Annotated in this window: 22 protein-coding genes; 12 read left to right on the top strand and 10 right to left on the bottom strand. The window is 29.6% G+C overall.

All coding sequences use genetic code 11. From position 1 onward, the window contains the following. The first annotated feature begins 55 nt into the window (after positions 1-55). From KJR01_RS01270 to KJR01_RS01255, 4 genes are all read left to right on the top strand, one after another. Positions 56-2431 carry a ribonucleoside-diphosphate reductase subunit alpha gene (locus tag KJR01_RS01270; RefSeq protein WP_214116143.1) on the top strand — a complete coding sequence of 792 codons (2376 nt, stop codon included), beginning with the start codon at positions 56-58 and terminating at the stop codon, positions 2429-2431. Continuing rightward, positions 2428-3981 (top strand): glycosyltransferase family 2 protein, encoded by a 1554-nt coding sequence (locus KJR01_RS01265; RefSeq protein ID WP_442862252.1) that lies wholly within the window; start codon positions 2428-2430, stop codon positions 3979-3981. The genes KJR01_RS01270 and KJR01_RS01265 overlap by 4 nt, the downstream gene beginning before the upstream one ends. 98 nt (positions 3982-4079) lie before the next feature. After that, positions 4080-4856: an RsiV family protein gene (locus tag KJR01_RS01260; RefSeq protein WP_214116141.1), complete on the top strand. Its 777-nt coding sequence runs from the start codon at positions 4080-4082 to the stop codon at positions 4854-4856. 134 nt (positions 4857-4990) lie between these two features. Then, the gene (locus KJR01_RS01255) at positions 4991-5281 is read left to right on the top strand and encodes an ArsR/SmtB family transcription factor (protein ID WP_214116139.1); all 291 of its coding nucleotides are present in this window, start codon (positions 4991-4993) and stop codon (positions 5279-5281) included. A 9-nt stretch (positions 5282-5290) separates the two neighbouring features. Here KJR01_RS01255 and KJR01_RS01250 read toward each other — a convergent pair whose 3' ends face one another. The 10 genes from KJR01_RS01250 to KJR01_RS01205 all read right to left on the bottom strand — a co-directional run bounded on the left by KJR01_RS01250 (position 5291) and on the right by KJR01_RS01205 (position 16558). Then, positions 5291-5617, bottom strand: a complete 327-nt coding sequence (locus KJR01_RS01250) for a ferredoxin family protein (RefSeq protein WP_214116137.1) — start codon at positions 5615-5617, stop codon at positions 5291-5293. Further along, positions 5614-6942 carry an FAD-dependent oxidoreductase gene (locus tag KJR01_RS01245; RefSeq protein ID WP_214116135.1) on the bottom strand — a complete coding sequence of 443 codons (1329 nt, stop codon included), beginning with the start codon at positions 6940-6942 and terminating at the stop codon, positions 5614-5616. Before KJR01_RS01245 ends, KJR01_RS01250 begins: the two co-directional genes overlap by 4 nt. Then, positions 6929-8632, bottom strand: coding sequence for an AMP-binding protein (locus KJR01_RS01240; RefSeq protein ID WP_214116129.1), 1704 nt, complete (start codon positions 8630-8632; stop codon positions 6929-6931). The genes KJR01_RS01245 and KJR01_RS01240 overlap by 14 nt, the downstream gene beginning before the upstream one ends. 2 nt (positions 8633-8634) lie before the next feature. After that, positions 8635-9840 (bottom strand): L-carnitine CoA-transferase, encoded by a 1206-nt coding sequence (gene caiB, locus KJR01_RS01235; RefSeq protein WP_214116127.1) that lies wholly within the window; start codon positions 9838-9840, stop codon positions 8635-8637. An 11-nt stretch (positions 9841-9851) separates the two neighbouring features. Further along, positions 9852-10985, bottom strand: a complete 1134-nt coding sequence (gene caiA, locus KJR01_RS01230) for a crotonobetainyl-CoA dehydrogenase (RefSeq protein ID WP_250325103.1) — start codon at positions 10983-10985, stop codon at positions 9852-9854. Positions 10986-11007: 22 nt separating this feature from the next. Then, positions 11008-12513 (bottom strand): L-carnitine/gamma-butyrobetaine antiporter, encoded by a 1506-nt coding sequence (gene caiT / locus KJR01_RS01225; RefSeq protein ID WP_214116125.1) that lies wholly within the window; start codon positions 12511-12513, stop codon positions 11008-11010. Between the two features lie 2 nt (positions 12514-12515). Then, positions 12516-13298: an enoyl-CoA hydratase-related protein gene (locus tag KJR01_RS01220; protein WP_214116123.1), complete on the bottom strand. Its 783-nt coding sequence runs from the start codon at positions 13296-13298 to the stop codon at positions 12516-12518. Positions 13299-13308: 10 nt separating this feature from the next. Continuing rightward, positions 13309-14181 (bottom strand): electron transfer flavoprotein subunit alpha/FixB family protein, encoded by an 873-nt coding sequence (locus KJR01_RS01215; RefSeq protein ID WP_214116113.1) that lies wholly within the window; start codon positions 14179-14181, stop codon positions 13309-13311. Positions 14182-14191: 10 nt separating this feature from the next. Further along, positions 14192-14914, bottom strand: a complete 723-nt coding sequence (locus tag KJR01_RS01210) for an adenine nucleotide alpha hydrolase family protein (protein WP_214116111.1) — start codon at positions 14912-14914, stop codon at positions 14192-14194. A gap of 114 nt (positions 14915-15028) precedes the next feature. After that, entirely contained in the window at positions 15029-16558 is a 1530-nt protein-coding gene (locus KJR01_RS01205; protein ID WP_214116109.1) for a sodium:solute symporter family protein, read from the bottom strand. 379 nt (positions 16559-16937) lie between these two features. Here KJR01_RS01205 and rpsJ point away from each other — a divergent pair, with 379 nt between their 5' ends. Genes rpsJ through rpsC form a run of 8 tightly spaced genes read left to right on the top strand, consistent with a single transcriptional unit; the run spans position 16938 to position 20889 of the window. Further along, positions 16938-17249 (top strand): 30S ribosomal protein S10, encoded by a 312-nt coding sequence (gene rpsJ, locus KJR01_RS01200; RefSeq protein WP_214116107.1) that lies wholly within the window; start codon positions 16938-16940, stop codon positions 17247-17249. A 9-nt stretch (positions 17250-17258) separates the two neighbouring features. Next, positions 17259-17834, top strand: a complete 576-nt coding sequence (gene rplC / locus KJR01_RS01195) for a 50S ribosomal protein L3 (RefSeq protein ID WP_214116105.1) — start codon at positions 17259-17261, stop codon at positions 17832-17834. Beyond that, on the top strand, positions 17831-18442 hold the full coding sequence (gene rplD / locus KJR01_RS01190) for a 50S ribosomal protein L4 (protein WP_214116103.1): 612 nt from the start codon (positions 17831-17833) through the stop codon (positions 18440-18442). Before rplC ends, rplD begins: the two co-directional genes overlap by 4 nt. A 1-nt stretch (position 18443) precedes the next feature. Then, entirely contained in the window at positions 18444-18725 is a 282-nt protein-coding gene (locus KJR01_RS01185; protein ID WP_214116101.1) for a 50S ribosomal protein L23, read from the top strand. Position 18726: 1 nt separating this feature from the next. Beyond that, complete coding sequence (rplB, locus tag KJR01_RS01180) at positions 18727-19557, top strand: 50S ribosomal protein L2 (protein WP_214116098.1); 831 nt, start codon at positions 18727-18729, stop codon at positions 19555-19557. Position 19558: 1 nt separating this feature from the next. Further along, entirely contained in the window at positions 19559-19840 is a 282-nt protein-coding gene (rpsS, locus tag KJR01_RS01175; RefSeq protein WP_214116097.1) for a 30S ribosomal protein S19, read from the top strand. Positions 19841-19850: 10 nt separating this feature from the next. Continuing rightward, positions 19851-20189 carry a 50S ribosomal protein L22 gene (rplV, locus tag KJR01_RS01170; RefSeq protein ID WP_214116095.1) on the top strand — a complete coding sequence of 113 codons (339 nt, stop codon included), beginning with the start codon at positions 19851-19853 and terminating at the stop codon, positions 20187-20189. 1 nt (position 20190) lies between these two features. Beyond that, entirely contained in the window at positions 20191-20889 is a 699-nt protein-coding gene (gene rpsC, locus KJR01_RS01165; RefSeq protein WP_214116093.1) for a 30S ribosomal protein S3, read from the top strand. Positions 20890-20891: the final 2 nt, after the last annotated feature.

Genomic DNA, 20891 nt, shown 5'->3' with positions numbered 1-20891 from the left:
TCTACTTATTATAATACATTCTTTTTTAAAATTCACAAAGGAAAAATAATCAATCATGAAGGTAGTAAAAAGAACAGGTAGAGTAGAAGAATTAGACATATCTAAGATTAAAAAATATACAACTTTAGCAACTGAAGGGCTTGATAATGTAAGCCAAAGTGAGCTAGAAGTTGATGCTAAAATACAATTTAGAGATATGATAACTTCTGAAGAAATACAAAATACTTTAATAAAAACAGCAGTTGATAAAATAGATATAGATAGACCTAATTGGACTTTTGTAGCTGCGAGATTATTTTTATATGATTTATATCACAAAGTTAATCCACAAAAAGAATATGTGCATTTAAGAGAATATTTTGAGCGCGGAGAAAAAGCAGGAAGATTATTTTTAGGTCTTAAAGAAAAATATGACTTAGATGATTTAAATTCTTATATAAAACCTGAAAGAGATTTACAATTTACTTACTTAGGTATTAAAACCCTTTATGATAGATATTTAATTAAAGATAGCAAAGGTAATCCTATTGAATTACCACAACATATGTTTATGGCAATAGCTATGTTTTTAGCTCAAAACGAATTAAATAGGCAAGAATGGGCTAAGAAATTCTATGATTTAATAAGCAAATTTGAAGTTATGTGTGCAACTCCAACTTTAAGTAACGCAAGAACAACAAGACACCAATTAAGCTCGTGTTATATCGGCTCAACCCCTGATAATATAGAAGGTATTTTTGATTCTTATAAAGAAATGGCTTTATTATCTAAATTTGGCGGTGGAATAGGCTGGGATTGGAGTAAGGTTCGTGCTATGGGTGGTAGTATAGACGGACATAAAAATGCAGCTGGTGGAATTATTCCATTTTTAAAAATCACAAATGACATTGCCGTAGCGGTTGATCAATTAGGCACAAGAAAAGGTGCAATATCTGTTTATATTGAGCCTTGGCATATGGATGTTTGTGATTTTATTGACCTTAGAAAAAATAGCGGAGAAGAAAGAAGAAGAGCTCACGAATTATTCCCTGCTTTATGGATAAATGATTTATTTATGAAAAGAATTGCTGAAAATGGAAAATGGACTTTATTTGACCCATTTGATACTCCACAACTTTGTGATTTATACGGAAAAGAATTTGAATTAGAGTATGAAAGACTTGAAAAAGATGAAAATATAGTAAAAGAAGTAATGGATGCAAAAGAGCTTTGGAAAAAGATTTTAACAAATTATTTTGAAAGTGGAATGCCGTTTTTATGCTTTAAAGATAATGCTAATAAAGCTAATCCAAATTCTCATTCAGGTCTTATTAGAAGTTCTAATTTATGTACAGAAATTTTTCAAAATACAGACCCAAATCATTATAAAATAAAAGCTACTTTTGAAGATGGTAGTATAAAGATTTATGAAGAAAATGATATTTTAACTCTTGATAATTCACAAGTAAAAACTGCAAAAAAATTAAGTAGCCTTGATACTTTAAATGGTAAAAAAGTTTATATAGTAGAAAAAGAATATGATGAAGGAAGAACCGCAGTTTGTAATCTAGCTAGTATAAATTTAAGTAAAATTAATAGTATAGAAGATATTAAAAGAGTAGTTCCAATAGCAATTAGAATGCTTGATAATGTAATTGAACTTAATTTTTATCCACACGCAAAAGTAAAAAACACTAACCTTAAATCTCGTGCAATAGGTTTAGGTGTTATGGGTGAAGCACAAATGTTAGCAGAAAAAGGAATAATGTTTGGGACTAACGACCACTTTGAATTAATTGATAAAATTATGGAAAATATATCTTATGAAGCTATAAGTGCAAGTAGTGATTTAGCAGTTGAAAAAGGTGTATATCCTGAATATGAAGGAAGTAATTGGAGTAAGGGAATTTTCCCTATTGATGTCGCTAACGATAATGCAAAAATGCTAACACTAGGAGATAATTTATTTAATCAATCAAATTGTGATTGGAATGATTTAAGAAAAAAAGTTAGCAAACAAGGTATGAGAAATGGCTATTTAATGGCAATAGCTCCAACTTCTAGTATATCAATTCTAGTTGGAACTACTCAAACAATTGAACCTGTATATAAAAGAAAATGGTTTGAACAAAACTTAAGTGGAATGATACCTAATGTTGTACCAAATCTAAGTCTTGATACCTGGCAATATTATGTTACAGCTTATGAGCTTGACCAAAGAGATTTAGTTCGTGCTGCTGCAATTCGCCAAAAATGGATAGACCAAGGACAAAGCTTAAATATATTTGTTAGTCTTGACAAAGCAAGTGGCGGGTATTTAAATAGTATTTATACATTAGCTCACTCGCTAGGACTTAAATCTTGTTATTATCTAAGAAGTGAAAGTCCAGCAAGCGAACATCTAGATAATAAACCTGTCGATAGAAGCATTGAATGCGAAGGTTGTCAATGAAAATAAGTGTTTGCATTATCGCTAAAAATGAAGAAAAAAATTTAAAGCGTTGTTTAAATGCTTTAGCAGAATTTGATGAAATTGTGTTAGTAGATAATGAAAGCACTGATAACAGCGTTAGTATTGCAAAAGAATTTAAAAATGTAAAAGTTTTTAGCTCACCTTTTATAGGATTTGGCAAATTAAAACAATTTGCTGTAAATTTAGCTAGTAATGACTGGGTCTTTTGTATTGATGCTGATGAAGTAATAGATTTTAATAGTTTAGAGCTTTTAAAAAATCTTGATTTTAGCGATATTACAAAAATCTATGCAATAAATAGAAAAAATTATTATAAAAATGAATGGATAAAAACTTGTGGGTTTTATCCTGATTATATAGTTAGGATTTTTAATAAAACTCATACTAATTATGATGACGCTAATGTTCATGAAAATATTATCATTAAAAATAATTCACAATTAATAAAAACCAATATCCATCTTCACCATTTTGCTTTCAATTCAATTTATGATTTAATAACAAAATTACAAAGATATACAGAAATTTATGCACAAAATAATAAAAATAAAAAAACTAGCACTTTTAAAGCTATAAGCCACGGATTTTTTACATTTTTTAAATTCTATTTTTTAAAATTAGGAATAAAAGATGGTTTTAATGGATTTATAATAAGTTTATGCAATGCTTTAGGTTCTTTTTTTAAATATGCAAAATTAAAAGATGCAAAAATTCCAACTTGTTCTTTAATAATCACAACTTACAACGATAAAGTAGCACTAACAAGATGCCTTGAATATGTCTTTAAAATGACTACATTACCAGATGAAATAATTATAGCTGATGATGGTGGAGATAACTGGGATATAATTGAAAAGTTTAGTAAATATCCTGTTATATTAAAACATGCGTATCAAGAAGATTTAGGATTTAGATTAGCAAGATCTCGTAATAATGCTATAAAAATATCAAGTGGAGATTTTTTGGTTATTATTGATTCAGATATGCTTGTAGATAATGATTTTATAAAAAATTATAAAAATAATGCTGAAAAAGGGGTATTTTTACAAGGTAGTAGAATTTGTTTAAAGGAAAATATTTCAAAAGATATTAGAGAAGATAATATAGAATTAAATATAAGAACATTTAAAGCAAACAAAATTAATGTTCTATCAAAAATAATTAAGTACTTCTCAAAAATTGATAAAAGTATTTGTAAAAAATTAAAATCAATAGCACAAAAAACACCGAATGATAAAAAAATATACATAAAAGGTATTCGTGGTTGCAATATGGGTTTTTACAAAGAAGATGCTATTTCAATTAATGGATTTAATAATGATTTTGAAGGCTGGGGAAGAGAAGATAGTGAATTTGTAATAAGGTTCTTAAATAAGGGCTATAAATTAAAAAGACTAAAACATCAAGCAATAGCATATCATATATATCATAAAGAAAATGAAAGAAATTTAGAACAGAACCATAAAATTTATTTAAATACTTTATTAAATGATAAAAGTTATTGTGAAAACGGGTTAGAACAAATTTAGATTATTATAAAATATGTTCCACGTGAAACAAAATTAATTAAAATTTTTAAGTGTTATTAACTTAGGATAAAATACTATTTTTATTTAAGGAGTATAAAATGAAAAAAGTATTAATTTCAAGTATTTTGGCACTTAGTTTAAATTCTGCTGGGTTTTTAATGATAGATAAAGATAAAACCGCATATTTTACAATTAACGACCATAAAGATAAAGTTGAGTTTGTTAGTGGTATGAGTATAATTCAAGATAATGTATGTTTTGCGTGTAACGATACGATAACAAATAATATAGATTATGAGGCTTCAAAATCAATTGGGGTTAAATATGATAGTATTAGTATCAGTACAAGCGATGGTAATTTTAAGATTAGATATTTATCTGGAAATAATAAAGAAGAGCTTAATTTAAATGAATTTTTTGCTCAAAGCTTAACTCATTTTGGAACTTTAGAAATATTAGAAGATGTAATATTTGCTAAGAATGATTTAACGAGTATAAGTTTTAGTTTAGTAGAAGATAATAAAGGTGCCCATCCTTTACATTTTAAAAAATATGCAATTTTAGATAAAGCAGGTAAAATTATTTCATCAAACGAAGCTTTTAAAGATACAGATAGGTTAAAAGAAAAAATATCTAAAAAAATAAGAGATTTTCAAAATATAACTAAACATCCAGAAAAAGATAATAAATTTTTTAGTTCTTTAGAATTAAATAATTTTTATTTTGATAATTTAGGAATAGTATTTTCATATAGTCCTTATGAATTATTTTCATACGCTAGTGGATATATAAAAGTTCGTTTAACATATAAAGAAATAGAACCATTTTTAAAAGAAGAATTTAAAAAACTATTACAAGATAATAAAATAGTCTAGGAATTTAAAATAGGAATTAAGTTTCCTATTTTATACAATAATTATAAAAATTTTAATAATAAGATAAGTTTAATCAATTTGAAAGTAAAAATTATATATAATGATATATTTAATTAAATATATATGGAGAATAAATGACAGAATTATTAAAAAGAATTTCAGCACTTAACGATGAGACTAGAATAGCACTTACTGCTTTTTTAATCAAAAATGGACCTTTATGTGTTTGTGATATGTGCAGGTCGTTTGATATGAGTCAATCAAGAATCTCAAGGCATTTAAAAATATTAAAAGAAGCTAATTTGTTAAAAGTAAAAAGAGTTGGAACTTGGGCTTATTATGAAAGTAATATGGATGAAGAATTAAATAAGCTTATACAAAGTTTAGATATACCAACTCCAGAATTTATTCAAGAAGAAGGATAAGTTATAAACTTATCCATATCTATATATTACACCAAAACTTGCATTAGGAACTTTCCATTGTTTTAGTAATTTTCCGCAGTTATTTGCACTTGCCATTGTACTTGTTATTTCATTTTTTTGGTTTGCATATATGCAAGATACCATTTTACAAGTTCCGCATTCAAGGCAACCAGCATAATCAAATTTTAGAACATCTTCTTCTAATTTATATAAATTTGCAGGACAAATATCGCATAATGCTTTTGCCAATGAGCTATCTATATCATTTATTATGATATGAGCATTTTCTTCATCAATATTAAATTTATTTAATCCTAATTTTTCATCAATATTCATAATACTTTGCTTCCTTTCCATATATCTTTGATTAAATTGATAACCCCGATTGATTTTATAAGCCTTATAACTTTTGCTTTTATAGGTTCGCTTTTGCCATCTATTTTAAATAGACTTTTCATTAAAATATTTAATTCTTTTGGATAGTCATTAAACATTCTTTCGTTATTCTCTAAGAATTCTCCTATTTGATTAAATTGTTTGAAATCTAAAAAAGATCCTTCTTTTTCTAAGTTAGCTTTATAAGTTTCTAAAGCATTTTTATTATCATTAATGGCTGTTGATATAGCAAGAGCAGCATTTTTTGCTGACATAATTGCTAAATCCATTCCACGTACGGTGTAGCCAAGATTCATACAAAAACCAGCAGCATCTCCTACTACCAAAACACCATTGGCTCCTAATTTGCTCATCGCATTAAATCCACCTTCAGGAACTAATTTTGCACTATATTCTAAAGTTTTTCCATCTTTAATAAGTGGAGCAATGCTTGGGTGATTTTTAAAATCTTCAAATATTTCATGGCTTTTTTTATTCATATTTCTTCCAAGTCCTATAACACAACCAAGAGAAATAGTATTTTCATTAGTGTATAAAAATCCACCGCCCATTAAATAATCACTAGCTTTTCCTGCGTAAAGTGCTGCTAATCCTTCTTTATCATTTAAAGCAAATCTTGAGCTAACAGGAAGCTCAATCACTTCTTTTATTCCTAATGCATAGTTTTTGCCTATAAAACTATTGTTGCCATCATTACTTGCATGCAAATCAATGCTTTGTGAAAGAAGAGAATTTAATCCTTCAGCTAAAACTACATATTTTGCATTCATTTCATCTTCACCAGCTTTAACACCTATTACGCTCTCATTGTTCCTTAATGTTCTATTTAATGAACTTGATTTAGTTATTTCACCATTTTCTAACCTAATTAACAAATCATCTACTAAAACATTGCTAGCAATCATAACTCCTAATTCTTCGCATTTATTAGAAAGATAATTTAAAAATTTATTTTGCAACACACTATAAGAGTTTGAAAATTTATCATCGCTAAGTATAGTTCTACTTTCTATCATAAAAGTACTTTCGTCATTCATAAAGCCTAATTTTTCACAAATAATAGCTCTTTCACAAGCAGTGTCAAAATCTTCTAATCCTTTAATGTCTCTTAGTGTATGAGCATAAAGCCTTCCGCCAGAAACATTTTTAGTCCCTATATCTGCACGTTCAAATAAAACTACGCTTAATTCTTTTTGGGCTAGTATATAAGCACAAATAAGCCCACTTATACCACCACCCACTACAATCACATCAAATTCTTCCATAAACTTCTCCTAAAATATTTTTACAAACTTTACCTATGTGGTTGTAAGGTAAATTTTTTACAAAAACAATATCTCTAATTCTTTTGAAACTTGTAAGAGTATTGTTAATTTTTAATATGTCTTTTTTTAAGCTTTTTAAGTTCTCATCTAAGATAGCACTCATTAAATCTTTTGAATCTTGTTTGTAACTAATACCTTCATTATTATTTAGTTCAACAATAGCAATAATTAAATCACAGCTAATGTCATCACATGCAGCTATAATACAAGCGTTTTTAATAGCCTCATGTTCACATAGTTTATTTTCTAATTCAATAGCGCTTACATTTTCTCCATTTATTTTAATTAAATCTTTGTTTCTTGAATAAAAATAAAAGAAACCTTCTTCATCATAAAAGCCTAAATCTTTAGTTAGAAAATAACCATCGCAAAAAGCTTCATTATTAGCTTTTTCATCTTCATAATAACCTGCAAAAATTTCTTTACCCATTCTTGCTTTTATACAAATTTCACCTATTTCATTAGCTTTTAATGGTATTAGTTTGTTATCTTTTTTATTTGCAATAATTACATCTACACCAAAATAAACCTTACCTAAACTTCCGAATTTAAATTCTTCATAGTGATTATCTCCAATAATACCAACTATGCTTTCACTAAGTCCATAGCTAGTAAAGAGATCAGTTTTAAATCTAGCTTTAAATTCAAGATATTTTTTTTTGCTCATATTTAGAAAATATAATAAAAATCTTAGGTTGTGCTTATCTTCTCTAAAAAATGGTTTTTGTAATTTTATTATTTCTATCATTTTTGGAACAACTTCACTAACATTTGCTTTAAAAAATACCAATTGTTGCCAAAATCTTCTAGCAGAAAATCTATTGAGTAAAATAAATCTAGTATTGGCTCTAAGACTTGGCATAAATGCAGTTGTGAGTAAATCTATATGCCAATTTGGCATAGAAGTAGCAAAAATATCTTGACACCTTAAACCTATTTGAGCTGAAGTAAAATGACTTGCATAAAGTAAATTATAGTGAGTCAATTTGCAGCCTTTTGGTTTGCTTGTAGTCCCTGAAGTAAATAATATTATTGCTAAATCATCACAATTTATAATATTTGTTTCAAATTCTTTTGATTTATTTTTGATATTTTCTAATAATTTTTCTTTAATTATTGTATTAATATTAAATTTAAAATTTTTTTGAAATTCCTTTTCTAATATAATATATTGTAGCTTAGTTTTATCTATTACATATTTTGCATCATCATATGCAAATAAAGCATTTATAGGAACTAAAACTAAGCCTAGCTTAAAGCTAGCAAAAAAGATAATTGCAAACTCAAAAGAGTTATAAATCATAAGCCCTAGTTTATCTCCTTGTTTTAACCCTAGTTCTTTAAAATAATTAGCACACTGGTTTGCTAAAGCATTTAATTGTTTATAATTCACTGCTTTTATAAAATCTCCAACTTGAAAATAACCATTAACTAATTTTGCATTATTGATAAAATACTCATCAAAATTTTCATAATTATCAAGATAAGCATTTTCATAGTTAGCCTCACATTTATCATAAACAAAACAAAGGCTTTTTAAAGAAGATGCTAAAGTAGAATCATCTACTTTAGCATTTTTTGCTTTTAGCTCTAAAAAATGAGCTAAGTTTTTTTCGCTTACTATTTGCATTTTTATTTACCGCAATTAATAATCTTTTCTTCTGCTAGTTTATTAATTTTTTCTTTACTAACACCAATACTACTTAAAATATCTTTTGTATCTTTTCCATAACTAGGCATTGATCTCCATACTTTACAAGGATTATTTTTAAATCTTGGCATAATATTTGGACCTTTAATAGTTTTTCCTGTTTCGTTTTCCCAAGTGATAATGCTATTTCTTGCAATATATTGAGAATTACTTTCTAATTCACTAACTTCAAGAACTTTTGCGCCTGCAATTTTTTTACTCTTTAAATAATCAAGCGCATCTTTTACATTTAATTTGCCAAAATATTCATCAAGTTTTTCTTCAAATAAAGTAGCTTTACTAGTTTTTCTTGATATTAGCTGAATACCTTCTGGATATTCTTCAGTGCCTATTAATTCTCCTATACCTAAATCTTTAAAAATTTCACTTACTTGATATCCACCAACTACTTCAAATACAATATAACCATCAGCACATTTATATAATCCGCAACCTGCATAAAGTGGATCTTTTCCTTTAATCATTCTAGGACACATTTCTCCTCCATTAAAGTAATCCATCATATAATATTGCCCAACCCTAAGCATTACTTCATACATACAAACATCTATGCTTTCTCCAACGCCTGTTGCTTTTGCTTTATGTAAAGCCGCTAAACAAGATGCTGCTGCCGTAAGACCTACCATATAATCAGCCGTGTAAGGGAATGCTGGCATTGGTTGGTTGATGTCTCCATTTTGTATTAGGTATCCTGAAAATGCTTGAGCTATTGTGTTATAAGCTGCTAAATTTGTGTGATAATCATCACCAAATTGACCAAAACCACTTAAATGTGCAATTACTAAATCTTTTTTGTAAGACCATAAAACTTCATCTGTTATACCTTTATTAGCAAATGCAGGGCCTTTGCTAGCTTCAATAAAAATGTCAGCTGTTTTTATTAAATCATAAAAAATTTCTTTACCTTCTTCACTAAAAATATTAAGACTTAAAGCATATAAATTTCTTCTACTAAGTTCAGGATAATTTGGTTGAACCCTAATAGTATCAGTGTATTTGCTATGTTCAATCCAAATAACTTCAGCTCCCCATTCTGCTAAAGTTTGTGCTGCAAATGGTCCAGCTATTTCAATAGCTGAGAAAACTACTCTTATTCCACTTAATGGACCAAATTTAGGTGTATTCATTTTAAACTCCTTTATCTATATTGTTTTAATATTGCACGACCAAGTGTAAGGATTTGCATTTCATCACTACCACCACTTAATCTATCTATTCTTAAATCTCTCCAAAATCTTCCTACCCTATGACCTGTAACACCAATTCCACCAAGAATTTGTACAGCTGTATCAATTACGCTAAATGCTTCATTAGCACAATAATATTTACACATTGCACTATCTCCTGAATTAGCAATTCCCTCATCCATTTTCCAAGCACATTCATAAATCATATTTTTCATAGAATTAAGTTTCATTGCCATGAAAGCTACTTTTTCTTGAATTAATTGAGTTCTCCCGATAGCTTCACCAAATTGAACTCTAACATTAGCATATTTGCAAGCATCTTCAAAAGCACATAAAGCTACGCCGTAATTTGTGCAAGCAACTAAAAATCTTTCAGCATCAAATTCTTCTTTAACTCTATTAAACCCTTCTCCTTCTTTTCCAAAGAAGTCTTTTTCTTCAAGTTCTACATTGTTAAATGTAATTTCACAACAACTATCCATTCTAAGACCTAGTTTATCAAGTGGAGTCACTTTGATACCAGTCTTGCTCATATCAACAAAAAATTCAGAATAAATAGGCTTTTCACTTGATCCATCTCTTGCCATTACTATTAAATAAGGAGTATGTAATGAACTTGTAATAAAGCATTTTTGTCCGTTTAAATAAATTTTGCCATCTTTTCTTATATAAGTTGTTTTAAGACTTCCAACATCGCTTCCTGCCATAGGTTCTGTAATAGCACTATTAAACATTTGCTTGCCTGTTCCACGGAATGCAAATATTTTATCAATTTGTTCTTGTGTTCCATATCTTAAGATAGTACCAAATCCTGGAAGTTGATATAATACATAAGTAGGTGCTCCATGACGACCTAATTCTTCCCAAATAGCTGTTAGTGTTACCATACTTACACCCATTCCACCATGTTCTTCATCTAAAAGCATAGTATCAACTCCAAGTTCTGCTAACCCTTTAACCCATTCAATAGGATATTCATGTTTTTCATCGCACTCTGCAAAATAGCTTTCCCAGTTTCTACTAGTCATATATTCTTTAATGCCTGCTACGAATAATTCTTGCTCTTCGTTTAATTTAAAATCCATAATTTTTCTCCTTTAATAATTTTTAAAACCAATTCATTTTTTTAGCATCTTTTAAGAATGCATAAATGATTAAAATATTTACGAAAAATAAAGGGCAACCCCCAACTATAATTGCTGTTTGTATAGGTTTTAATCCTCCTAATGCAAGCAACGTAACACCTACAACTCCTACTAAAATACTCCAACCTATTCTTATAAATAGAGGTGGTTCTTCATCTTCTTTTACACCTTTGCAAGTACTCATTGCTAGAGTATATGCACATCCGTTGATTAAAGTAATAGTTGCAATGAATGCAAAAATAAAGAAGCCAAAAATACAAACAGTAGGCATAGGAAGTGTTGCCCAAGTTTCAATTACAGCCCTAAAAGCGCCAGATTTTTCAATAACTGCAGGGATATCAAGGCCTTTTGTTACCATTAAATGCATTGTGTTTCCACCTAAAATACCCCACATAATCCAAGTTGAAGCACTAATTCCAGCAACAATTCCTATACAAAGTTGTCCTATTGTTCTACCTTTACTAATACGAGCTAAGAAAATACTCATTGAAATTCCATAAACTATATACCAACACCAATAAAACACTGTCCAAGCTTGTGGGAAACCATTGCTACGAATACCATCTGTGTAAAATATCATTTTTGCAAAGTTTGTAATAAATATACCAATACTATCGGTAAAATAATTAAGCATAAATGTAGTAGAGCCTAATATAAACACATATCCAAGCATAATAATCATCAAATATGTTCTAATATCGCTAGCAATTTTAATACCTTTAGAAATACCAAGAGCCACACAAATAGCATTAAATACTACCCAGCATGAAACTATTGTTGCATCTAGCATTAAAGTGTGTTCTATTCCAAATAACCATTGCATACATTCAGTTACAATAGGGGTTGCAAGACCTAGTGAAGTTCCCATTGCTAGAATTAAGCAAACTACATAAACATTATCAATTATAGTTCCTAGCCAACCATTAGCTAATTTTTCTCCTATTGCTGGTGCTAATGTTCCTGATGGGCGAATAGTATCCATTTTTTTAACAAACATAAAATAACCAAATGCAATTGTTAAAAGTGCATAAGAAGCCCAAGGCAAAGGCCCCCAATGAAACATAGAATATGGAAGCCCCATATCCATAGCTTCATAACTCATTTTTTCGTATCCAAATGGCATAGAAATAGAGTAGTAATAAACCTCTAAAACAGCCCAATAAATAATAGCTGCACTAGTGCAACTTGCAAACATCATAAATATCCAAGATATAGTGCTGTATTCAGGATCGCCATCTCCTAACTTTCTTTTACTTAAAGGTCCAAACACTAGCCAAAAAAATCCAGCCAACATTGCTACCATATACCATTCAAATAAAAAACCAAACTTTTGAGTAACAAAATCAAAGGTTTTATTTATAGTTGCATTAGCAGCATCTAAATCACTTATAACCCACCAACCTAAAAGAATCACTACAAAAAGTGATGGAAAAAATACTTTAGGTTCTATTCCTCTTTTTTCTACCATGATTATTTTCCTTGCCAAACAGGTTCACGCTTTTCAATAAAGGCTTTAGGTCCTTCAATTCCATCAGCTGTTTTTTCTATAAAACGATATGCTATATCACAATATGCAGTTGCATCTTCAAGGCTCATTTGTTTTGCTCTATGAAAAATCATTTTTGAAAATTCAAGCGATAATGGAGCATTTTTTGTAATTGTTTTAGCTAATTCTAAAACTTCATTCATGAGCTCATCTTGTGGAACTATCTTGTTAATAAGATTATATTTTAAAGCTTCGTCGGCTTTAATTACACGACCTGTTAGCATCATTTCCATTGCAAGTTTTGTAGGGATATCTCTTGCAAGTCTTACAAGACCACCAGTTGATGCAATAAGTCCAACTTTAACTTCGGTTAAGCCAAATTTAGCATTTTCTGATGCAATTATTAAATCACAACTCATAGCTATTTCCATGCCACCACCTACTGCAAAGCCATTTACAGCAGCTATAATTGGCTTTTTGCTAAGGCGATTTGTAATACCTCCAAAGCCATGCGGTGTAACTGTAGCACACTCGCCACTTCCACTAAGTTCACTTAAATCTTCTCCAGCACAAAAGGCTTTTGAACCAGCACCTGTTATTATGATAACTCTTACATCTTTATCAAGCTCTGCACGATTTAAAACATCTTCCATAGCATAACTTGTTTCGTGATTTAGTGCATTTGCTTTATTTTCACGATTAATTTTCATAATTAAAATTCCATCGTTTAATTCACACTTTAAACCTTCATTTTCAAAATAAACCATAAATACTCCTTTAAATTAATACTTTTGATAAGTTATTTAAAACTTCTTTTAAGTCACCAACAATTCCTAAATCTGCAGATTCAAAGAATGGTGCTTTGTCATCTTTGTTAATAACTACAATTTTTTTAGAATTTACACAACCTACTAAATGTTGAACTTGTCCACTAATACCTATAGCAATATATAAATCAGGTGCAATAATGTTTGCACTAATACCTATATAGCGAGATTTGTCTATCCATTTTTCAGTTTCTGCAATAGGTCTTGAGCATGCAATTTGCGCGCCTAATTTTTCAGCTAATTTATATGCTAAATTTAAATCTTCTTTTTGAGCAAAGCCACGACCAACTGCAACAATAATTTTTGCCTTGCTTAAATCTACATCGTTATTTACTTTTTTATTAACACTTAAAACTTTTACTTTATTAGCCGATATTTCTTTCGTTGTAGTATTTACATCTTTCAAAGCTATTTCATTTTCATTTGCCGCGTAGTTTGTGCTTAAAGAGATTATTTTTTCATTTCCTGTAAGTTCACTTGTTCTAATAGCAGCACCACCATAAACAATATTAGTAGTTTTTACCCCATTGCTTAAATCTATAGTTGATACATCACTAACAATAGGAGCGTCTAAATATCCTGCAACTAAAGCTGCTAAATCTTTATTAGCTGATGAGGTGATAAATAATACATCTTGATTTTTTAAATCTTCAGCAATGCTTTTTGCACAATCATTAATGCTAGCACCATTAGCAATATTAAACTTAATTTGATTTTCAGCAATGCTTTGTATATTTTCAGTGCAATAGTGAGTGTCAATAATACCTAAATTATTAATCTTTTTTAAGGTATCAATTTCGTTTGTAAATACATAAATTTTCATATCTTGCTCCTTATAATAATTTTTCAAATTCCGATTTGAAATTCTCAAAGTCTTTTAATTCAAATATTTGTTTTGCTCTATCTTTTGATTTTGGAGCTTCTATTTTTAATGTAGTAATTTTCGACACATTATTACTAGCAGCAACTTCACTGCAAGGTTTTTTAGCAGCTTGTAAGATAGCTTTCATACCAGGTATTTTTGCTTCATAGTATTCAGGATTTACGCTAAGCACTGCAGGTAAATCTAAATTAAGATGACTTTCGTTTAAAGAATCACTAGTGTTTAAATCTACAATATTTGAAACTGCATTAATAGCACTTACATTACCTGCATATGCAGCATCTAATTTTGCAGCTAGAAAAGGTGAAAATATTCCTTGAAATAAATCAGAAGAATTTGAACCAGCGATTATAATTTTTGCATCAATGCTTTTTGCATATTCACAAACTGCATTTGCTGCACTTATGCTATCAACTGCAACGCCTTTTAAATTGATTAACTCATCTAAGCCACGGCTTAATAAATCTTTACTAAGTTTTGAATTTAGACTTTCGCCAGCATAAACTCCTATGATTTTGCAATCAGCATTTTTTTCTTTAATTGATAAAGCACATTCAATTGCGCTTAAATCAAAGTTAGAAATTTTTAAATTAGAAGTTTGATCTAATTCACCATTTGAAAATTTTAATTCTTCTTCATCTAAAACAATTTTAGTGCAAACTAAAATATTCATAAAATCTCCTTTTTTAATTTAATCTTAATTTAAAATATTAAATTTTAAATATAAGTTTTTTAATTATATATTTTTTTCCTTGTTTGAAACTTAAAGATATATTGATATAAATATTTAATTAAATAATGAAGAATAATATTTAAGCAATAACGAAGATAATAAAACGCCTGAAAATATTAATAATATGGCATATAATTTAGTTTTTTTGTATTCGTTTGTTTCTAATTTAATAGACATAAAATTTAAATTTTTATTAGAATTTTTTTCTAAAAACATAATTCCAAAGATTAAACTAGACAATATAGAGCAAAAAAATGCTTCATATGTAATTAAGTTTAGTTCGCTTAAAAATCTAACAATTATATAAGTTAAAAATCCACTGATTTGAGATGCTAGGGCTGATTTTATTCCATAGTTTTTGATATATAAAATACCAATAACGCTTACTATCCAACTAGCTGCTATTATAGTGCTTGCAAACCAAGCAATTATTCTAATACTTGCTAATTCAAAAGTATTAATTATAAAACATAAAACGCATACGCTTAATATAATTATTCTGCACAATATAAGTTTTTGTTTATCAGTTTTTTCTTTTTTGCTTATTTGTCCTATAATATCTTCACTAAAACTAAAACCAATAACAGCTAAAAATGTCATAGCAGAGCTAATTCCTGCTTGAACTATACCAGTTATTAGCATTGCACCTAAAATAGGAGGCATTTGTTCTAAAGCAGAAATAATTACTACTTTTTCACTGGTATTAATATTAATTCCACTATATTTAATAACTATTACTAATAGGTATAAAATTCCTAGAAAATATACTGTTAAAATTGCTGATAATACGCTCGTTCTAAAAATCACATGTTCATTTTTAGCCATTAAATTTCTACCTGCTTGCCAAGGAGAAATAGCTATAGTTATACACCAGATAATTCCCATAGTTAATACATAAGATAATTCATTTGGAGCTTTTAATGTTTCTGGCCGTGATTGAGCAAGTTGTTTCATTGCTATAAAAGGATTTTCAATAGTATTAAAAATATAAAATGCTGCAATTATAGTAACACTTAAAAACATAATGCACATAAGAGTATCACTAATAATTGCTCCATTTGAGCCACTAAGGCTTACAAAGGCTAAAATTATAATAAAACCTGCAATTAAGCTTGTAGTTTTGCTAAAATCAGTTAAACTTTCTAATAAAATACTAACACCTTGCATAACTGAAACAAGATAAGCAAACATACTAAAACAAACTACAAAAGCCGAACACATTCTTAGATATTTTGCAAGTTTATGTTCTTTAAATACTAAATAGAAAAATTCAGGTAGAGTTTTTACTTTGCTTGTTCTTAGATATCTTCCAAAAAATAAAGAGCCTAAGATATAACCACAAGCACACATAGTATTTATCACCATTAATGATATAAAGTGGCCATCATATACCCAAGCACAATCACCCATAAAACCATTTGTAGATAACATACTTGCAAAAACAGTACCTGTTAAAAATATAGTATTAGCATTTCTTCCTGCAACAAAAAAGTCATCTAAATTTTTAGTTCTTTTTGAAAGAAAATAAGACAAGATTAAAAATAAGATAAAAGAAATTAAAACAAGCAGGCTTATAATATTCATTGTTTTTCTTCTTTAGACAATTTCATATACATTAAAACACCACAACAAATTAAACAAATACCTGAAAATAAAGCATAAAATAACTCAAGCATATTTTACCTTAATATAAAATTAAAAAAATTATTTAATTTTATAATTTTAAAACTTAAAAAAATGTAAATTTTTAAATATATTTATATAAGAAATAAGATAAAATAAATTAAATTATATTTATTATCTCTTTAAAAAAGATAAAAATATGTAGAATTTTATATTTTTTCTTGACAAATAAACTTATATTAAATACACTTGCGAACCTATTTTAGTTTTTGTGATACTTATCACATGTTCTTTAATGGGTTGGCTTAAATGCCAACGAGTTCTTTTAAAAGGAAAAATTATGGAAAGAATTAGGTTAAAGTTAAAAGCTTATGACCATAGGGTTCTAGATCGTACAGTTGCGGCAATTGTTGAAGCCGTTAAGAGAACTGGTGCTGAAATTAGAGGTCCAGTGCCAATGCCTACAAAAATAAAGCGTTATACCGTTTTAAGATCTCCGCACATCAATAAAGATTCAAGAGAACAATTTGAAATGAGAATTCACGCTCGTATGATTGATATTTTGGCTGCTACTACTGACACCGTTGATAGCTTAACAAAGCTTGATTTGGCACCAGAAGTTAATGTTGAAGTTCGTGCAATGGGCAAGTAAGGATAGAGTATGGAATATATTGTTGAAAAAATCGGAATGAGTAGAACAATTAACACATCTAGCACTCCTGTAACATTACTTAAGTTAGTAAAAACAAAAGTTTGCGAACTTAAAGATGGTAAAGCTATCGTTGCTTACGCACAAGGTAAACATCAAAACAAGTGCATAGCAGGTCAGCAAAAAAAATACAGCCTAAGTGCAGAGTTTAACAAATTTGCTAGTTTAGAAGTAGCAAATAAAGAAGCAGGTGACATTGACACTACACCTTTAGCTGAAGCAAAAGTTTTAAAAGTAAGCTTTAATTCAAAAGGTAGAGGTTTTGCAGGTGTTATTAAAAGACACGGATTTGCAGGTGGTCCAGCAAGTCATGGTAGCCGTTTTCACAGACGCTCAGGTTCTATAGGTAACCGCGAGTGGCCAGGTCGTGTTCAAAAAGGACGCAAAATGGCGGGTCATTTTGGTAATGAATTAGTTACTGTTAAAAATGAAGTTGTTTCATTTGACGCTGAAAATGGTGTTTTAGTATTAAAAGGTAGCGTTGCAGGTTATAATGGTGCAATGGGTAAAGTAAGGATTGTAAAATGAAAGTATGCGTATTAAACGATAAATTTGAAAAAGCTAGTGAGCTTGATTTACCAGCAAGATACGCTGAAGTAAATCCTCATAACCTTTATTTATATGTAAAATCATATCAAGCTAGCATGAGAGCAAATACAGCTCATACTAAAGGTAGAAGTGATGTTAGCGGTGGTGGTAAAAAACCATGGAGACAAAAAGGTCGTGGCGGTGCTCGTGCAGGTTCAACTAGAACTAACGTATGGGTAGGTGGTGCAGTTGCATTTGGTCCAACAAATAATAGAAACTATTTTCAAAAAGTAAATAAAAAGCAAAAGAGATTAGCATTTGAAAGAGCTTTAGCTGATAAAGCAAATGCAAACGCAATATTTGCAGTAGATAATATAGTTATTGAAAGTGGTAAAACAAAAGATGCAAGAGCTATGATTAATAAAATAGGTGTTAAAGATGCTTTAATAGTTAAATCATTATTAGATGAAAAAACATTATTAGCATTTAGAAATCTTGCAAATTGTTATGTTGTTGATATTACTGAAGTAAATGCTTATTTATTAAGTATATTTAACTCAGTTATTATTGAAAAAGATGCTTTAGCATCAATTACGAAAGAGGGCTAAGATGGCTGATATCACAGATATAAAAAATATAGTTTATACAGAAAAAACTTTAGGCCTTCAAGAAAGTGGCGTAGTAGTTATTCAAGCTAGTCCTAAAATGACAAAAAATGGTCTAAAGCAAGTGTTAAGAGAATATTTTGGTATCGTTCCTTTAAAAATAAATTCATTAAGAATGGATGGAAAAGTTAAAAGATTTAGAGGAATTGAAGGCCAAAGAAGTGACTTTAAAAAGTTTTATGTAAAGCTACCTGAGGGTGCTAGTTTAGAGAATAAGGAAGGCTAAGATGGCTATTAAAACTTATAAACCATATACCCCAAGCAGAAGATATATTACAGGTGTAAGTAGCGATGATATTACAGCAAAAGCTAGTGTCCGCTCATTACTTGTAAAACTTCCAGCTGCAGCAGGTAGAAATAACAACGGAAGAATAACAAGTCGCCATAAAGAAGCAGGTGCTAAAAAACTATATCGTATCATTGATTTCAAAAGAAATAAATTTGGAATTGAAGGTCGTGTAGAAGCTATTGAGTATGACCCATACAGAAATTGCCGTATTGCATTAATTGCTTATAAAGATGGTGAAAAAAGATATATTATCCAACCTCGTGGTTTAGCAGTAAATGACATTGTTTGTTCAGCTGCTGAAGGTTTAGATATTAAACCAGGAAATGCTATGAAATTAAAATCAATTCCTGTAGGTACAATTATCCATAACCTTGAGTTAAAACCAGGTAAAGGTGGACAAATGATTCGTTCAGCAGGTTCTTTTGCTCAATTAATGGGTAAAGAAGAAAAATATGTAATCGTTCGCTTACAATCAGGTGAAATGAGAAGAGTATTAGCTGAATGTATGGCTAGTATTGGTGAAGTTGGTAATGAAGATTGGGCTAACGTTACAATCGGTAAAGCAGGACGCAATAGACATAGAGGTATTCGCCCACAAACTCGTGGTAGTGCAATGAACCCAGTAGATCACCCACATGGTGGTGGTGAGGGTAAAAAGAACTCAGGTCGTCACCCAGTTACACCTTGGGGTAAACCAACTAAAGGTGCTAAGACTCGCCGTAAAAAGGCTAGCGATAAGCTAATAATATCAAGAAGAAAAGGAAAATAAGATGGCTAGATCATTAAAAAAAGGTCCTTTTGTTGATTCTCATGTTATGAAAAAAGTTATCGCAGCAAAAAAAGCTAACGATAATAAACCAATTAAAACTTGGTCAAGAAGAAGCACTATAACTCCTGATATGATCGGTCTTACTTTTAACGTTCATAATGGTAAAAGCTTTATTCCAGTATATGTAACTGAAAATCACATAGGTTATAAATTAGGTGAATTTGCACCAACTCGCACATTTAAAGGCCACAAAGGTTCTGTGCAGAAGAAAATTGGAAAATAAGGGGTAGTAGATGAGTAAAGCATTAATTAAATTCATAAGACTATCACCAACTAAGGCAAGATTGTTAGCAAGAGAAGTTCAAGGAATGAATGCTGAATTAGCAATGGCTAGTTTAAAATTTATGCCAAATAAAGCAGCAAAATACATTTCTAATGCAATTTCAAGTGCTGTTGCAAATGGTGGATATGAGCCAAGTGAAGTTGTAGTAAGTTCATGCCGTGTTGATGCAGGTGCAGTTTTAAAAAGAATTAGACCAAGAGCAAGAGGTAGTGCAAGTCGCATTAGAAAACCAACTGCTCATATTATGGTTGAAGTAAGCAGAGCAAAAACTGAAAGTAAGGAAAGCTAAAATGGGACAAAAAGTAAATCCGATCGGTCTTAGACTAGGAATTAATAGAAATTGGGAATCAAGATGGTTTCCAGCTAAAGCTAGTTTAGCACAAAGCATAGGCGAAGATTATAAAATCCGTGCTTTTCTTAAAAAAGAGCTATACTATGCAGGCGTTAGTCAAATAATAATAGAAAGAACTGCTAAGAAATTAAGAGTTACTGTAGTTGCAGCTCGTCCTGGAATTATCATTGGTAAAAAAGGTAGTGATGTTGAAGTAATTAAAACAAAACTACAAAAAATTATCAATAAAGAAGTAAATCTTAATATTAAAGAAGAGCGTCGTGCTAATGCATCAGCTCAATTAGCAGCAGAAAGTGTTGCAACTCAACTTGAAAAGCGTGTTGCTTTCCGCCGTGCTATGAAAAAAGTTATTCAAAATGCACAAAAAGCAGGAGCAAAAGGTATTAAAGTTAGCGTTGCAGGTCGTTTAGGTGGTGCTGAAATGGCTAGAACAGAGTGGTATCTTGAAGGTCGTGTGCCTTTACATACTTTAAGAGCAAAAATTGATTATGGTTTTGCTGAAGCTCATACAACTTATGGAAACATAGGTATTAAAGTATGGATATTCAAAGGTGAGGTATTACATAAAGGTGTTCAAGCTGATAAAACTGAAGAGCCAGCAGCAAAGAAGACAAGAAGAACCAGAAGAGGTAAATAATT

This window comes from Campylobacter sp. 2018MI10, from assembly GCF_018501175.1.
Lineage (GTDB): Bacteria > Campylobacterota > Campylobacteria > Campylobacterales > Campylobacteraceae > Campylobacter_E.
This window is presented reverse-complemented; position numbering and strand designations above follow the sequence as displayed.

Excerpts from the sequence above, each read along its gene's own strand:
- KJR01_RS01270 (WP_214116143.1), top strand. The coding sequence starts at position 56 with ATGAAGGTAGTAAAAAGAACAGGTAGAGTAGAAGAATTAGACATATCT.
- KJR01_RS01265 (WP_442862252.1), top strand. The coding sequence starts at position 2,428 with ATGAAAATAAGTGTTTGCATTATCGCTAAAAATGAAGAAAAAAATTTA.
- KJR01_RS01260 (WP_214116141.1), top strand. The coding sequence starts at position 4,080 with ATGAAAAAAGTATTAATTTCAAGTATTTTGGCACTTAGTTTAAATTCT.
- KJR01_RS01255 (WP_214116139.1), top strand. The coding sequence starts at position 4,991 with ATGACAGAATTATTAAAAAGAATTTCAGCACTTAACGATGAGACTAGA.
- KJR01_RS01250 (WP_214116137.1), bottom strand. The coding sequence starts at position 5,617 with ATGAATATTGATGAAAAATTAGGATTAAATAAATTTAATATTGATGAA.
- KJR01_RS01245 (WP_214116135.1), bottom strand. The coding sequence starts at position 6,942 with ATGGAAGAATTTGATGTGATTGTAGTGGGTGGTGGTATAAGTGGGCTT.
- KJR01_RS01240 (WP_214116129.1), bottom strand. The coding sequence starts at position 8,632 with ATGCAAATAGTAAGCGAAAAAAACTTAGCTCATTTTTTAGAGCTAAAA.
- caiB (WP_214116127.1), bottom strand. The coding sequence starts at position 9,840 with ATGAATACACCTAAATTTGGTCCATTAAGTGGAATAAGAGTAGTTTTC.
- caiA (WP_250325103.1), bottom strand. The coding sequence starts at position 10,985 with ATGGATTTTAAATTAAACGAAGAGCAAGAATTATTCGTAGCAGGCATT.
- caiT (WP_214116125.1), bottom strand. The coding sequence starts at position 12,513 with ATGGTAGAAAAAAGAGGAATAGAACCTAAAGTATTTTTTCCATCACTT.
- KJR01_RS01220 (WP_214116123.1), bottom strand. The coding sequence starts at position 13,298 with ATGGTTTATTTTGAAAATGAAGGTTTAAAGTGTGAATTAAACGATGGA.
- KJR01_RS01215 (WP_214116113.1), bottom strand. The coding sequence starts at position 14,181 with ATGAAAATTTATGTATTTACAAACGAAATTGATACCTTAAAAAAGATT.
- KJR01_RS01210 (WP_214116111.1), bottom strand. The coding sequence starts at position 14,914 with ATGAATATTTTAGTTTGCACTAAAATTGTTTTAGATGAAGAAGAATTA.
- KJR01_RS01205 (WP_214116109.1), bottom strand. The coding sequence starts at position 16,558 with ATGAATATTATAAGCCTGCTTGTTTTAATTTCTTTTATCTTATTTTTA.
- rpsJ (WP_214116107.1), top strand. The coding sequence starts at position 16,938 with ATGGAAAGAATTAGGTTAAAGTTAAAAGCTTATGACCATAGGGTTCTA.
- rplC (WP_214116105.1), top strand. The coding sequence starts at position 17,259 with ATGGAATATATTGTTGAAAAAATCGGAATGAGTAGAACAATTAACACA.
- rplD (WP_214116103.1), top strand. The coding sequence starts at position 17,831 with ATGAAAGTATGCGTATTAAACGATAAATTTGAAAAAGCTAGTGAGCTT.
- KJR01_RS01185 (WP_214116101.1), top strand. The coding sequence starts at position 18,444 with ATGGCTGATATCACAGATATAAAAAATATAGTTTATACAGAAAAAACT.
- rplB (WP_214116098.1), top strand. The coding sequence starts at position 18,727 with ATGGCTATTAAAACTTATAAACCATATACCCCAAGCAGAAGATATATT.
- rpsS (WP_214116097.1), top strand. The coding sequence starts at position 19,559 with ATGGCTAGATCATTAAAAAAAGGTCCTTTTGTTGATTCTCATGTTATG.
- rplV (WP_214116095.1), top strand. The coding sequence starts at position 19,851 with ATGAGTAAAGCATTAATTAAATTCATAAGACTATCACCAACTAAGGCA.
- rpsC (WP_214116093.1), top strand. The coding sequence starts at position 20,191 with ATGGGACAAAAAGTAAATCCGATCGGTCTTAGACTAGGAATTAATAGA.